12 protein-coding genes are annotated in these 13,624 nt (G+C 62.2%); 9 read left to right on the plus strand and 3 right to left on the minus strand.

The genetic code is table 11. From position 1 onward, the window contains the following. Positions 1-41 precede the first annotated feature (41 nt). The 3 genes from AC1DQM_RS24830 to trxA all read left to right on the plus strand — a co-directional run bounded on the left by AC1DQM_RS24830 (position 42) and on the right by trxA (position 2,225). A complete protein-coding gene (locus tag AC1DQM_RS24830) occupies positions 42-506 on the plus strand; it encodes a YbaY family lipoprotein (protein WP_018925687.1) in 465 nt (154 codons plus the stop codon). Beyond that, on the plus strand, positions 503-1,159 hold the full coding sequence (locus AC1DQM_RS24835) for a class I SAM-dependent methyltransferase (protein ID WP_477747000.1): 657 nt from the start codon (positions 503-505) through the stop codon (positions 1,157-1,159). The genes AC1DQM_RS24830 and AC1DQM_RS24835 overlap by 4 nt, the downstream gene beginning before the upstream one ends. 193 nt (positions 1,160-1,352) lie before the next feature. Continuing rightward, positions 1,353-2,225 (plus strand): thioredoxin, encoded by an 873-nt coding sequence (gene trxA / locus AC1DQM_RS24840; protein WP_477747001.1) that lies wholly within the window; start codon positions 1,353-1,355, stop codon positions 2,223-2,225. Between the two features lie 15 nt (positions 2,226-2,240). Here trxA and AC1DQM_RS24845 read toward each other — a convergent pair whose 3' ends face one another. Continuing rightward, entirely contained in the window at positions 2,241-2,582 is a 342-nt protein-coding gene (locus AC1DQM_RS24845; RefSeq protein ID WP_111454190.1) for a hypothetical protein, read from the minus strand. Between the two features lie 135 nt (positions 2,583-2,717). On the opposite strand from AC1DQM_RS24845, the gene AC1DQM_RS24850 reads away from it, so the two are divergent. The 5 genes from AC1DQM_RS24850 (at position 2,718) to AC1DQM_RS24870 (ending at position 6,782) form a co-directional block, all read left to right on the plus strand. Beyond that, positions 2,718-3,305 (plus strand): DUF2796 domain-containing protein, encoded by a 588-nt coding sequence (locus AC1DQM_RS24850; RefSeq protein WP_477747002.1) that lies wholly within the window; start codon positions 2,718-2,720, stop codon positions 3,303-3,305. Between the two features lie 47 nt (positions 3,306-3,352). Then, a complete protein-coding gene (locus AC1DQM_RS24855) occupies positions 3,353-4,063 on the plus strand; it encodes an ABC transporter ATP-binding protein (RefSeq protein ID WP_477747003.1) in 711 nt (236 codons plus the stop codon). A 1-nt stretch (position 4,064) separates the two neighbouring features. Continuing rightward, positions 4,065-5,330, plus strand: coding sequence for an ABC transporter permease (locus AC1DQM_RS24860; RefSeq protein WP_007933653.1), 1,266 nt, complete (start codon positions 4,065-4,067; stop codon positions 5,328-5,330). A gap of 11 nt (positions 5,331-5,341) precedes the next feature. After that, positions 5,342-5,860, plus strand: a complete 519-nt coding sequence (locus AC1DQM_RS24865; protein WP_018925681.1) for a DUF3299 domain-containing protein — start codon at positions 5,342-5,344, stop codon at positions 5,858-5,860. Between the two features lie 223 nt (positions 5,861-6,083). After that, the gene (locus AC1DQM_RS24870) at positions 6,084-6,782 is read left to right on the plus strand and encodes an OmpW/AlkL family protein (RefSeq protein ID WP_258671280.1); all 699 of its coding nucleotides are present in this window, start codon (positions 6,084-6,086) and stop codon (positions 6,780-6,782) included. Positions 6,783-6,982: 200 nt separating this feature from the next. Here AC1DQM_RS24870 and AC1DQM_RS24875 read toward each other — a convergent pair whose 3' ends face one another. Together AC1DQM_RS24875 and AC1DQM_RS24880 are read right to left on the minus strand one after the other, a co-directional pair. Next, complete coding sequence (locus tag AC1DQM_RS24875) at positions 6,983-7,912, minus strand: NAD-dependent epimerase/dehydratase family protein (RefSeq protein WP_019650850.1); 930 nt, start codon at positions 7,910-7,912, stop codon at positions 6,983-6,985. Further along, positions 7,905-8,789: a sugar nucleotide-binding protein gene (locus tag AC1DQM_RS24880; protein ID WP_032833719.1), complete on the minus strand. Its 885-nt coding sequence runs from the start codon at positions 8,787-8,789 to the stop codon at positions 7,905-7,907. Before AC1DQM_RS24880 ends, AC1DQM_RS24875 begins: the two co-directional genes overlap by 8 nt. Positions 8,790-9,014: 225 nt before the next feature. On the opposite strand from AC1DQM_RS24880, the gene AC1DQM_RS24885 reads away from it, so the two are divergent. Beyond that, a complete protein-coding gene (locus AC1DQM_RS24885; protein ID WP_477747004.1) occupies positions 9,015-13,355 on the plus strand; it encodes a DNA glycosylase AlkZ-like family protein in 4,341 nt (1,446 codons plus the stop codon). Positions 13,356-13,624 lie beyond the last annotated feature (269 nt).

Below are 13,624 nucleotides of genomic sequence, written 5' to 3' on the forward strand. Positions count from 1 at the left end.
TACAGACGGGCTATAATGTTTTCACCTTGCTGGAGCCGCCAATGTCGTTACGACCGCTCGTTTTGCTCAGTCTTTTCAGCCTGCTGGTGGCCTGTGGCAGCGATGCACCCAAGCCCCAGCCACCAACACCAGGCCCAGCGCCGCAACAGGCGCAGAAGAAAGCCAAGGCGTCTGCCGAGCTCGGCCCGCTACCGGCATACCAACGTGAAATCAGTGGCACCCTGATGGGCGTGCCGGCCGACGCTGAAGTCGAACTGGCGCTGCTGGTGATCGACGAAAAGGATCGCCCGCAACAATTGCTCGCCAGTGCCAACCTGATCGGCACCAATCAGGTGTTGCCGTTTCGCCTGCGTTTCAACCCTGAATCCTTCCCGGTTGGCGCTCGCGTTGAACTGCGCGGCCGCGCCAGCCAGTCCGGACAGTTGATTCTGCATCTGCCGGCGCAACTCATCACCCAGCCGACAACCCAGGCCCTGGGTCAGTTGCAATTCGTCAAAGCGCCATGATTGCACCGCTCGGCCTGCAACAGGCGTTGGGTGAACTGCTCGGTGACGCACAGCTTGTAGCCTGTGAATTGCCGGGCACCGAGCTGAAACTCTGGCTGATCGACGGCGACAACATGGACCGCGCTTTCAGCCCCGAAGAAACCCGGCGGATTCTCCACGAGCCGCCGTACTGGAGTTTCTGCTGGGCCAGTGGGCTGGCCGTGGCCCGCTATCTCGCCGAACACCCGCACTGGGTCGTAGGCAAACGGGTGCTGGATTTCGGCGCCGGTTCCGGCGTGGCTGCGATTGCGGCCGTGAAGGCCGGGGCGCTGGAAGTGGTGGCCTGTGACCTGGACCCGCTGGCGATTGCCGCGTGTCGGGCGAACGCCGAACTCAATGATGTGCAGCTGCGCTACTCGACGGATTTTTTCGCCGAAGCGGATCGATTTGATCTGGTTCTGGTGGCCGACGTGTTGTACGACCGGGAGAATCTGCCGCTACTCGACGAGTTTCTCAGCCGTGGCCGGGAAGCGTTGGTGGCGGATTCACGGGTGCGGGATTTTCGCCATCCGCTGTATCGGCGCATCGAGATGCTGGAGGCGATGACCTTGCCGGACCTGGCCGAGCCCGAAGAGTTTCGGCATGTGAGCCTTTACCACGCGCGGCGCGGTTAGCAAAAAGCTTCGCGGGCAAGCCTCGCTCCTACAGGGTTGGGTGGCGATTTCGAAATCAGCGCGGACCTGTAGGAGCGAGGCTTGCCCGCGAAGACGTCCTGCCTGGCAGCACATCACTCAATGATCACCCCGCTTTCAGCCGCCCCCCACCAAGCCTTATAGTGGCCTCATCCACGCTTTTACGAGATCCCCCATGAGTCAGGAAACGCCGTACATCTTCGACGCCACGACTGCCGATTTCGACCAGTCGGTGATCGAGAACTCTTTCCACAAACCGGTACTGGTGGATTTCTGGGCCGAATGGTGTGCGCCGTGCAAGGCCTTGATGCCGATGCTGCAAACCATCGCCGAGAGCTATCAGGGTGAGTTGCTGCTGGCCAAGGTCAACTGCGACATCGAGCAGGACATTGTTGCGCGTTTCGGCATTCGCAGCCTGCCGACCGTGGTGCTGTTCAAGGACGGTCAGCCGGTGGACGGTTTTGCCGGTGCGCAACCGGAATCCGCAGTGCGCACGATGCTCGAACCTCATGTGCAAATGCCGCCGCCAGCCGCCGCCGACCCGTTCGAACAGGCTCAGGCGCTGTTCGATGAAGGCCGTTTCGCCGACACCGAAGCCACGCTCAAAATCTTGCTGACTGAAGACAACACCAATGCCAAGGCACTGATCCTCTACGCCCGCTGCCTTACCGAGCGCGGCGAACTGAGTGAAGCGCAGGCCGTACTCGACGCGGTCAAGACCGATGAACACAAGGCCGCGCTGGCTGGCGCCAAGGCGCAGATCCAGTTTCTCGGCCAGGCCAGGGATTTGCCGGATGCGGCAGACCTGAAAGCACGCCTGGCGAAAAACCCGCAGGACGATGAGGCGGTCTATCAACTAGCGATCCAGCAACTGGCCCGTCAGCAATACGACGCGGCGCTGGATGCGTTGCTGAAACTGTTCATCCGCAATCGCAGCTACAACGAAGGCTTGCCACACAAGACCTTGCTGCAAGTGTTCGAACTGCTGGGCAACGATCACCCGTTGGTGACCACGTACCGTCGCAAGCTGTTTGCCGCGCTCTATTAAGCTCTTTTTTGCGGCTTACTCGATCCAGCTGTAGAGCGGTGTATCCCCGCCGCTCACCACTTTGACATCTGCGCAGTGGCGCAAGCGCACCAACAAGCGCTTGCCCGCCGCTGCGCTGCCGGTCAGCCCTTCCAGTTGCTCCAGCAAATCCGGCCCACTCAATTGCCCGGCCTTGCGCAGCAATTCTTTGGCGATCTGCCATAGCGCATCATCCTGATTCACCGGTTTGACCGGTGTTGCACTCGCCTCGGGTTTGGCAGCCTGCAACTGCGCACCGAGCTGCGCCCAGTCGCCCTCATCCAGTTCCAGGGTCAAATCCACCGGCCAGTCGCCGATGCTTCCGCGTATTCGCAACATAAGTCTGCTCCAGCACATACCTGACTCTCATGCTCCCATGGGTCTTGCACAACGCCAAGCAGACGGTCAAACTCTCGGCACTTTCGTTATAAGATTACATAACAAATTTTTCATTTTACTTTTCGGAGACCCGTCATGCGCCGTCTGCTGCTCGCTTTGCCGTTTGCCTTGTTGCCGCTGGCTGTCGCTCACGCGGCTGTCGAGCAAGATCACGACCATGAGCACGGCAGCCTCGGTGCCCACGAACACGGCGTCGGTCGTTTGAATGCGGCGCTGGACAGCCAGACCCTGGAGCTGGAACTGGAAAGCCCGGCAATGAACCTGGTGGGTTTCGAGCACGCCGCCACCACCGATGCCGACAAGGCCAAAGTCGCCGCCGTCCGTGCTCAACTGGAAAAACCACTGACACTGTTCAACCTGCCGAAAGCCGCCGGTTGCGTGGTCGCGACCCAGGAGCTGGAAAGCCCGTTGTTCGGTGACAAACCGGATGCCGACGATGAGCATGAAGAAGCCAAGGATGGTCACGAGCATCAACATGACCACAGCGAAATCCACGCCCGTTACCAATTCAGCTGCTCGGCCCCGGGCGCGCTGAAGACCCTGGACCTGGCGACTGTCTTCAACACGTTCCCGGCTACCCAGAAGATTCAGGTACAACTGATCAGCCCGAGCGGACAGCAAGGGGTTGAAGTGACGGCCAAAACCGCCGCCCTGAAATTCTGATCCGACACCGCTCCCACAGGGTTCACCATCAACCTGACCGGTTTCACATGACCCAAGCACTCATCGAACTGTCCGACCTGGGCTTCAGCTGGCCCGGTCACCCGCCGTTGCTGGACATCCCGGCGTTTAGCCTGGAGCCTGGTGAAACCCTGTTCCTCAAAGGCCCCAGCGGCAGCGGCAAGACCACCCTGCTCGGCTTGCTCGGCGGTGTGCAAAAGCCTGATCGCGGCAGCATCCGGCTGCTCGGCCAGGAATTGACCGAACTGTCTGCCGGGGCTCGCGACCACTTCCGGGTCGATCACACCGGCTACATCTTCCAGCAGTTCAACTTGCTGCCGTTTCTGTCGGTGCGGGAGAACGTCGAATTGCCCTGTCACTTCTCGAAACTGCGCGCCGAGCGGGCGAAACAGCGCCACGGCAGCGTCGATCAGGCCGCCGCCACCCTGCTCGCCCATCTGGGCCTGAAGGATGAAAACATTCTGGGCCGCCGCGCCGATTCACTGTCCATCGGCCAGCAGCAGCGGGTCGCTGCCGCGCGTGCACTGATCGGTCAGCCGGAACTGGTGATCGCCGACGAACCGACCTCGGCACTGGATTACGACGCTCGCGAAAACTTCATTCGCCTGTTGTTCGCCGAATGCCGCGAAGCCGGCTCGAGCCTGTTGTTCGTCAGCCACGATCAGAGCCTCGCGCCGCTGTTCGATCGCCACCTGTCGCTGGCCGATCTCAATCGCGCCGCCACCCCGTCCGAGGTTTGAGATGTATTTGTTTCGTCTTGCCATGGCCAGCCTCGCTAACCGTCGCTTCACCGCGATCCTCACCGCGTTCGCCATCGCCCTGTCGGTCTGCCTGCTGCTGGCGGTGGAGCGGGTGCGCACCGAGGCCAAGGCCAGTTTCGCCAGCACCATCAGCGGCACCGACCTGATCGTCGGCGCGCGTTCCGGCTCGGTGAACCTGCTGCTGTATTCGGTATTCCGTATCGGCAACGCCACCAACAACATCCGCTGGGACAGCTTCGAGCAGTTCGCCAACAACCCGAAAGTGAAGTGGGCGATCCCGATGTCCCTCGGCGATTCCCATCGTGGTTATCGGGTGATGGGCACCACTGAGGCGTACTTCGAGCATTACCAGTACGGCCATCAACAGCATCTGGAACTGGCTGACGGCCGGGCTTTCGCCAGCGATCCGTTCGAAGTGGTGCTCGGTGCCGAAGTGGCCGACGCGCTGCACTACAAACTCGGCGACAAACTGGTGCTGGCCCATGGCGTGGCGGCGATCAGCCTGGTCAAGCACGACGACAAGCCGTTCACCGTGGTCGGCATCCTCAAACGCACCGGCACCCCGGTGGACCGCACGCTGCACATCAGCCTCGGCGGCATGGAAGCGATCCACATCGACTGGCACAACGGTGTACCGGCGCGGGGTAACGGTCGGGTCAGTGCCGATCAGGCGCGCAACATGGACCTGACGCCGCAAGCGATCACCGCGTTCATGCTCGGCCTTAACAACAAGATTTCGACCTTCGCGCTGCAACGTGAAATCAACGAATTCCGTGGCGAACCGATGCTGGCGATCCTGCCGGGTGTGGCGTTGCAGGAGCTGTGGAGTTTGATGAGCACGGCGGAAAAAGCCTTGTTCGTCGTCTCGCTGTTCGTGGTGCTGACCGGGTTGATCGGCATGCTCACGGCGATTCTCACCAGCCTCAACGAGCGGCGCCGGGAGATGGCGATTCTGCGTTCGGTGGGCGCGCGGCCATGGCATATCGCGACTTTACTGGTGCTGGAAGCGTTTGCCCTGGCGCTGTCGGGAGTGATTGCCGGCGTGGCGCTGCTGTATGTGGGCATCGCCGTGGCGCAGGGTTACGTGCAGTCGAATTACGGTTTGTACCTGCCGCTGGCCTGGCCAAGCGAATATGAATGGACGCTGCTCGGTGGCATCCTGATCGCCGCGCTGCTGATGGGCAGCGTGCCGGCCTGGCGCGCTTATCGCCAATCCTTGGCCGATGGCCTGTCGATCCGCCTGTGAGGACGTTGAACATGCCCCGCGCTCTGCTTGCGCTGTTGATGCTGGTTGCTCTGCCGCTGTGGGCCGCCGAGCCGAAAGACCTGACCTGGTCGGAAATGATCCCGCCGGATGCCCCGCCGGAAGTGCCGAACATGACGCCGCTGCACGACCTGTCGAAGATGAGCGACGCATTGTCCGCGGAGTCGGCCCCGGCCGCCAAACAGGACATGCCCAACGCGCCGGTGGTGAAAAGTCTCGATGGCCAGAACATTCGCTTGCCGGGGTACATCGTACCGCTGGAGGTCAGTGAAGAAGGCCGCACCACGGAGTTTCTGCTGGTGCCGTATTTCGGCGCCTGCATCCACGTACCGCCTCCGCCGTCGAACCAGATCGTGCACGTCAAAAGCGAAGTCGGCGTGAAGCTCGATGAGCTGTACCAGCCGTACTGGGTCGAAGGTGCGTTGCAGGTCAAGGCGTCCACCAGCGAATTGGCGGATGCCGGGTATCAGATGGAGGCGCAGAAGATTTATGTGTATGAACTGCCGGAGTGAACACCGGTAGTTCGGTGTTGAATGAAAGGACGCCTTCGCGGGCAAGCCTCGCTCCTACAAGGCAATGTTGAACCTGTAGGAGCGAGGCTTGCCCGCGAAGAGGCCCTCGAAGGTTCCGCAAAAATCTGGGCCATCACTGTTTCGTTGAGCTGAGTCAAAAGACCGTATCAGTTGGATCCCTACCATTGGACATCAAGCATTTTTAACGTCCTTTGGAGCCCCCATGCACAAGTCCCTGCTCAGCGCTTCACTGCTTGCCCTCGCGCTCGCAGCCCCGCTCACCCATGCCCATGAGGCTGGCAATATCATCGTTCGGGCCGGTGCGATCACCGTCAATCCGACAGCCGACAGCTCCAGCGTCAAGGTCGATCAAGGCCCGCTGAAGGGCGCCGACCTGGGTGGCAAGGCCACCATGAGCAGCGACACGCAACTGGGCCTGAACTTCGCCTACATGATCACCAACCACCTGGGGATCGAACTGCTCGCGGCCTCGCCGTTCGAGCATGACGTGAAGCTCAAAGGCACCGCGCTCGGCGCCGCCAACGGCAAACTCGGCACCCTGAAACACCTGCCGCCGACCCTGAGCCTGGTCTACTATCCGATGGATGCCAAGTCCGCATTCCAGCCGTATGTCGGCGGCGGGATCAACTACACCTGGATCTACGACGAGCACGTCAGCAGCGAAGCCAGCGCCAATGGCTTCAGCAACTTCAACGCGAAAAACTCCTGGGGCCTGGCCTGGGAAGTCGGTGCCGACTACATGCTGACCGACAATGTGATGATCAACGCCCAGGTGCGCTACATCGACATCGACACCCGTGCCACCGTGGAAAACAACGCCGTGGCTCCGGGCACCCGCGCACGGGTGAACGTGGACGTCGATCCGTTCATCTACATGGTCGGTCTGGGTTACAAGTTCTAAAGAACCGTGGCGAGGGGGCTTGCCCCCGTTCGCCTGCGCAGCAGGCGCCATCCAGCCGATGAGGACGTCAGGCGAAATGCAGTGGGGCTGCTTCGCAACCCAACGGGGGCAAGCCCCCTCACCACAAGGAACTGCACCGGTCATATTCGACACACAAAAAAGGCGCCTTCAAGGCGCCTTTTTCACAACTGTGTAAAACCTCAGCGCCCCAACAACCGCGCCAGGCCAACGCTCATCGGCGTCTGCTCCGGGTAGGTGAACCGCTCCAGCAAACGCCGGTTATTCGCTCGTGAATGGCGGATGTCACCGGAACGCGCCGGGCCATAGCTAACGGGCGGCAGCTTGCCAACTACGGCTTCAAGGGCTTCAAGCATTTGCTTGAGGGTCGTCGCCTGATTCCAGCCGACATTCACCGCGCCGACCTCGACCTGCGGTTTCTCGATGGCTTGCACCAGCACGTCCACCAGATCCTCGACGTAGACAAAATCCCGAGTCTGCTCGCCATCACCGAACACGGTGATCGGCAGGCCTTTCTGCGCGCGCTCGCTGAAAATGCTGATCACACCGGAGTATGGCGAAGACGGATCCTGACGCGGGCCGAAGATGTTGAAGAAGCGGAAAATCACCGGTTCCAGACCATGCTGGCGGCGATAGAAATCGAAGTAATGCTCGCTCGCCAACTTGTCCACCGCATACGGCGTCAACGGTGCCTTGGGCGTGTCTTCGTCGATCGACTCGCCCTCGCCATTGTTGCCATAGACCGCTGCGCTGGACGCGTACAACACGCGTTTGACACCGGCCTGACGCATGGCCTCGCAGACGTTCAGCGAGCCGATGAAGTTGCTCTGGTGAGTTTTCACCGGGTCATCCACCGAAGCCTGCACCGAAGCCACCGCGGCCAGATGCGCCACCGCGCTGCAACCGAGCATCGCCTGCGCCACCAGGGCGGCATCAGCGACATCGCCTTCGATCAGTTCAACGAGGGGATTGTCCATCGGCAGGTTGCTGCGCTTGCCGGTGGACAGGTCATCGAGAATTCGCACCGAATGCCCTTTGGCAAGCAAGGCGTCGGTCAGATGCGAACCGATGAAACCGGCGCCGCCGGTGATTAAAACAGGGCCGTCAGCCATGGCGATAAAACCTATCCAGTAAGCCCGGGAGTGCCGCGCGCCAGGCACGGGGCTTGATCCCGAAAGTGTGCAGAATTTTCTTGCAGGCCAGCACCGCGTGTTGCGGTTCTTCGGCAGCGTCGGGCCGCGCGGCGTGAGCCTGGGCGGTCGGCGCTTCGATGGCCAGCGGATGCAGGGCACGCGCTTCAGTGAGAATCGCCTGCCCCAGTGCCAACGGTGTGGTCGCCTCATGCCCGGCGTAGTGGTAGGTGCCCCACAGCGGCGCAGCACAATCGAGTTGTTTGAGCACCGAAATGATCACTCGGGCAGCGTCGTCCACCGGCGTCGGATTACCGCGACGATCATCCGCCAACAGCAGTTCTTCCGCTTTCTCGGCCCGGGCGAGGAATCGCCCGAGGGTGCCCTCGGGGCTGTCATCGAGCAGCCAGCCGAAACGCAGCAACACATGCTGTGGACAAGTGGCGCGCACGCTTTGCTCAATGCGCCACAAAGCTTGACCGCGTAGACCCAACGGTACCGGTTCGTCTTTTTCGCTGTAGGCGGTCGCCCGGGAGCCATCGAACACGCGATAACTCGACGGTTGCACCAGCACGATGTTGTGATGCTGGCACAATTCGGCCAGACGCTCGATGGCGCGCTCCTGCCCGGCCAGACGCTGTTCGCTGACGGTCTCCGCCTGGAACCAGTCGAAATAGTAGGCGAGATTGATCAACGCATCCGGACGGGTATCGTCGAGCAGTTGCGTCAGGCTCGCGGCGTCCCAGCCGTCTTGTGGTGGGCGGGGGGCGAGGAAACCGATGTCTTCCTCCGCACCGAGGCGAATCAGCGCCTGCCCAAGGGCATTTCCGCCGCCCAGTAACATAAGGCGCATTCGCATAGAGTCAGCAGGCCCAGTCTGATTGGAACGATGGCTTTATCGACAGCGCCCGCAGGCGATGTCCTCAATAATTGCCGGAATCGTTGCATTTTGCGGGTTTAGTGCGCAACCGTCACCCGTAAAGTGTAGTTCCCGGGGATTTGTGGTGCCGCTACTGGCCTCAGGAGCAACACAGAGCCTGAGCGGTACTTGCAACTTCCCGTCCCCACCCGCATAAATTGGTTCATGAACCTGCCCATCCCCGCAGACAGCGCGCTGAACGGTTTCCACCCCGCCGTCAGCGCCTGGTTCAGCAACACCTTCGCGACGGCTACCGCCGCCCAGGCCCGGGCGTGGCCGTTGATCCGCCAGCGCCGTTCAACGCTGATTGCCGCGCCCACCGGCTCCGGCAAAACCCTCACCGCGTTTCTGGCCGTGCTCGACGATCTGGTCCATCGCGGCCTGGAAAACCCGGATGGCCTGCCGGACGAAACCCTGGTGGTCTACGTTTCGCCACTCAAGGCGCTGTCTAACGACATCCAGATCAACCTGCAAAACCCGCTGGCCGGCATCACCGAACAGTTACGCGTGATGGGCCTGCCCGACGTGCCGATCAGCACTGCCGTGCGCACCGGCGATACGCCGCAAAAAGACCGTTCGGCCATGCGCAAAACCGCGCCGCACATTCTGGTGACCACTCCGGAATCCCTATACGTGCTGCTCGGCTCCGACTCCGGACGGAAAATGCTCGGCACCACGCAAACGGTGATCGTCGACGAAATCCACGCCATCGCCGCCAGCAAACGCGGCAGTCACCTGGCCCTGAGCCTGGAGCGCTTGCAAGCGCTTTGCCCGCAACCGCTGGTGCGGATCGGCCTGTCTGCCACGCAAAAACCCATCGAGGCGGTGTCGCGTTTTTTGGTTGGTCGTGATCGCGACTGCGAAATCATCGACATCGGCCATGCCCGCCCACGGGATCTCGATATCGAAGTGCCGCCCGTGCCGCTGTCGGCGGTGATGGCCAACGACGTGTGGGAGCTGGTCTATGACCGCCTCGCCGCCCTCGCCCGCGAACACCGGACCACGCTGATTTTCGTCAACACCCGGCGCCTGGCCGAACGCCTGAGCCGACACTTGAGCGAACGCCTCGGCAAAGACGCGGTGGCCGCCCACCATGGCAGCCTGGCCAAGGAGTTTCGTCTGGACGCCGAGCAACGGCTCAAGCGCGGCGAGCTGCAAGTGCTGATCGCCACCGCCTCGCTGGAACTGGGGATTGATATCGGCGACGTCGACCTGGTGTGCCAGATCGCTTCGCCACGCTCGATTGCCGGTTTTCTGCAACGGGTCGGCCGCTCCGGGCACCAGGTCGGCGGCACACCCAAGGGCCGATTGTTCGCCACCACCCGCGACGACCTGATCGAATGCGCCGCTTTGCTCGATTGCGTGCGCCGTGGCGAACTCGACACCTTGTTGATCCCCGAAGCGCCGCTGGACGTGCTGGCCCAGCAGATCATCGCCGAGGTCAGTTGCCAGGAATGGCACGAGCAGGCATTGCTGGAGACGCTGCGTAAAGCCTCGCCTTACGCCAAGCTCGACGAAAAGCATTATCAGGCGCTGCTGCACATGCTCGCCGAGGGCTACAACGGTCGCCAGGGCATACGTAGCGCGTACCTGCACCGGGACGCCGTAAGCCGCACCTTGCGCGGTCGTCGGGGCGCCAAGCTGACCGCCGTGACCAGCGGCGGGACGATTCCCGACAACGCCGACTACAGCGTGTTGCTGGAGCCTCAGGGGCTGAACATCGGCAGCGTCAACGAAGACTTCGCGGTGGAAAGCATCGCCGGGGATATCTTTCAGCTGGGCAATACGTCGTATCGAATCCTGCGGGTCGAAACCGGCAAGGTCCGGGTCGAAGATGCTCAGGGCCAGCCGCCGACCATTCCGTTCTGGCTCGGTGAAGCACCCGGTCGCAGCAATGAACTGTCGTTCGCCGTGGCCCGCCTGCAAGCGCAACTCGATGAACTGCTCGCCACCACACCCGGCGATCTGCAACCGGCCCTCGACTGGCTGACCGACACCCTCGGCCTGAACCTCGCCAGCGCCGAGCAACTGGTCGACTACCTGGCCCGGGCCCGCCTGACCCTCGGCGCCTTGCCGTCCCAGGACACACTGGTGATGGAGCGCTTTTTCGACGAGTCAGGCGGTACGCAACTGATCATCCACTCACCGTTCGGCAGCCGCATCAACCGCGCCTGGGGCCTGGCCCTGCGCAAGCGTTTCTGCCGCACCTTCAACTTCGAATTGCAGGCCGCCGCCAGCGAGGACGCCATCGTGTTGTCGCTGTCCACCAGCCACAGCTTCGAGCTGGACGACGTCTGGCGCTACCTGCACAGCAACAGCGCCGAACATATCCTGACTCAAGCGGTGCTCGAAGCCCCGCTGTTCGGCGTACGCTGGCGCTGGAATGCCGGGGTCGCCCTCGCGCTGCCACGCTACAGCGGCGGCCGCAAAGTGCCGCCGCAGATCCAACGGATGAAAAGCGAAGACCTGATCGCCAGCGTGTTTCCCGATCAGATCGCCTGCGTGGAAAACCTCGCCGGCGAGCGCGAGATTCCCGACCATCCGCTGGTGGAACAAACCCTCGACGATTGCCTGCACGAGGCCATGGACAGCGAAGGCTGGCTGGCGTTGTTGCGGCGCATGGAACAGGGCGATATCCGCCTGATCAGCCGCGACCTGCCGGCGCCTTCGCCACTGGCGGCGGAAATCCTCAGTGCCCGCCCCTACACCTTCCTCGACGACGCGCCGCTGGAAGAACGCCGTACTCAGGCGGTACTCAACCGTCGCTGGAGCGATCCGCAGTCCACCGACGACCTCGGTGCGCTGGACGCCGACGCGATTGCCGCGGTGCGCGACGAAGCCTGGCCAACGCCAACCGGCCTCGATGAAATGCATGAGGCCTTGATGAGCCTGGCGTGCATCACCGACGACGAGGCCCGGGCCAACCCCAATTGGCTCGAATGGCTGAACACCCTGGCCAACAGTGGCCGTGCCAGCCGTTTGCAGATCAACGCCAAGCAATCGCTGTGGCTGCCACTGGAGCGACTGACCTGCCTGCGGGCGATTTATCCACAGGCCACGTTGTTTCCGTCGTTGGAGGCGTTGCCCGGTTTCAATGAAATCTGGGAGCCGGACGAAGCAGTCCTGGAAGTGGTCCGCGCGCGGCTCAGCGCGTTTGGTCCGTTACCGCTGAAGGCGATTGCCGAACCGCTTGGATTACCGGCGACTCAAGTCACTCAGGCCCTGGCCCAACTGGAACGCGAAGGCTACGTGTTGCGCGGGCAATTCACCCCGCGCGCAGGTGAAGACGAATGGTGCGAACGGCATCTGCTGGCGCGGATTCATCGCTACACGGTCAAACGGCTGCGACGGGAAATCGAGCCAGTGGCGTTGCAGGATTTCATGCGTTTCCTGTTCGACTGGCAGCATCTTTCCACCGTGAGCCGAGGCCAGGGCAGCGCAGTGTTGCCGGCGATTATCAGCCAGTTCGAAGGCTACCCCGCCGCCGCTTCGGCATGGGACAGCGACATTCTGCCGGCGCGGCTCAAAGACTATTCGGCGAGCTGGCTGGATGAGTTATGCCGCAGCGGCAAACTGGTCTGGACCCGCCTGACCGCGCGCAACAAGAGCGCCGGCACGGCATTGCGCAGCACGCCGATTCTGCTGCTGCCGCGTAGTCAGGTCGGGTTGTGGAGCAGCTTGACCGAGCAGACCCCAGTCAGCGAACTGTCGCCCAAAACACAAAAGGTCTATACAGCGCTCAGCCAGCACGGCGCACTGTTTTTCGATGAGCTGATGCACGAGGCCCATCTGCTGCGCTCGGAACTGGAAATCGCCTTGCAGGAACTGGTCGGTGCCGGACTGGTCAACGCCGACAGTTTCGCCGGGTTGCGGGGGCTGATCACCCCGGCCAGCAAACGCCAGAATCGCAGCAGTCGACGCGGGCGTGGAGCGTTTGTCGGCGGGATGGAAGACGCCGGGCGCTGGGCCTTGCTGCGCCGCGGCGCTGCCGCATCGATCATGGATAAGCCGGTTGTGGATAAACAACGCCCGACGTCCACACCCACAGAAACCCTGGAACACATCGCCATGACCTTGCTGCGCCGGTACGGCGTGGTGTTCTGGCGCTTGCTGGAGCGCGAGGCGGACTGGTTGCCGAGTTGGCGGGAATTGCTGCGCACGTTCCATCGGCTGGAGGCCCGGGGCGAGATTCGTGGCGGGCGGTTTGTCAGTGGCCTGGCCGGCGAACAGTTTGCCCTGCCCGAGGCGATCCCGTTGCTGCGCGAAGTCAGGCGGCGTCCCCATGACGGCAGTCTGATTGCGGTGTGCGGGGTCGATCCGCTGAACCTCGCCGGCACCCTGTTGCCGGGCGCGAAGGTACCGGCGCTGGCGAGCAATCGGCTGGTGTATCGCGATGGCTTGCCGGCTGCCGCCGAGATCGCCGGCAAGCAGCAGTTCTGGCTGGAGCTGGATCAGCAATCGACTACAGAAGTACGCAATACACTGATCCGCCACTCCCCCCTGTAGGATTCAATCTCCTGTGGCGAGGGAGCTTGCTCCCGCTGGGGTGCGAAGCGCCCCCAAAACCTGTAAACCAATTTCTCCCGGATGCACCGCGCTGTATGGCTTTGCGACTGCTCCGCAGCCGAGCGGGAGCAAGCTCCCTCGCCACAAGGTTTAATACCAGCCGTGAGATATTTGACCTGCACGCAAATATCAAATGCCCATCCCTGTATTTTTCCGCACGTCCCAAACCCCGACACTGCGCTCCATCAATCAATCCATCGGAGTTGCAG

The organism is Pseudomonas sp. 01L34, from assembly GCF_056400265.1.

Coding starts and splice junctions, on each gene's coding strand:
- AC1DQM_RS24830 (WP_018925687.1), top strand. CDS start 42: ATGTCGTTACGACCGCTCGTTTTGCTCAGTCTTTTCAGCCTGCTGGTG.
- AC1DQM_RS24835 (WP_477747000.1), top strand. CDS start 503: ATGATTGCACCGCTCGGCCTGCAACAGGCGTTGGGTGAACTGCTCGGT.
- trxA (WP_477747001.1), top strand. CDS start 1,353: ATGAGTCAGGAAACGCCGTACATCTTCGACGCCACGACTGCCGATTTC.
- AC1DQM_RS24845 (WP_111454190.1), bottom strand. CDS start 2,582: ATGTTGCGAATACGCGGAAGCATCGGCGACTGGCCGGTGGATTTGACC.
- AC1DQM_RS24850 (WP_477747002.1), top strand. CDS start 2,718: ATGCGCCGTCTGCTGCTCGCTTTGCCGTTTGCCTTGTTGCCGCTGGCT.
- AC1DQM_RS24855 (WP_477747003.1), top strand. CDS start 3,353: ATGACCCAAGCACTCATCGAACTGTCCGACCTGGGCTTCAGCTGGCCC.
- AC1DQM_RS24860 (WP_007933653.1), top strand. CDS start 4,065: ATGTATTTGTTTCGTCTTGCCATGGCCAGCCTCGCTAACCGTCGCTTC.
- AC1DQM_RS24865 (WP_018925681.1), top strand. CDS start 5,342: ATGCCCCGCGCTCTGCTTGCGCTGTTGATGCTGGTTGCTCTGCCGCTG.
- AC1DQM_RS24870 (WP_258671280.1), top strand. CDS start 6,084: ATGCACAAGTCCCTGCTCAGCGCTTCACTGCTTGCCCTCGCGCTCGCA.
- AC1DQM_RS24875 (WP_019650850.1), bottom strand. CDS start 7,912: ATGGCTGACGGCCCTGTTTTAATCACCGGCGGCGCCGGTTTCATCGGT.
- AC1DQM_RS24880 (WP_032833719.1), bottom strand. CDS start 8,789: ATGCGAATGCGCCTTATGTTACTGGGCGGCGGAAATGCCCTTGGGCAG.
- AC1DQM_RS24885 (WP_477747004.1), top strand. CDS start 9,015: ATGAACCTGCCCATCCCCGCAGACAGCGCGCTGAACGGTTTCCACCCC.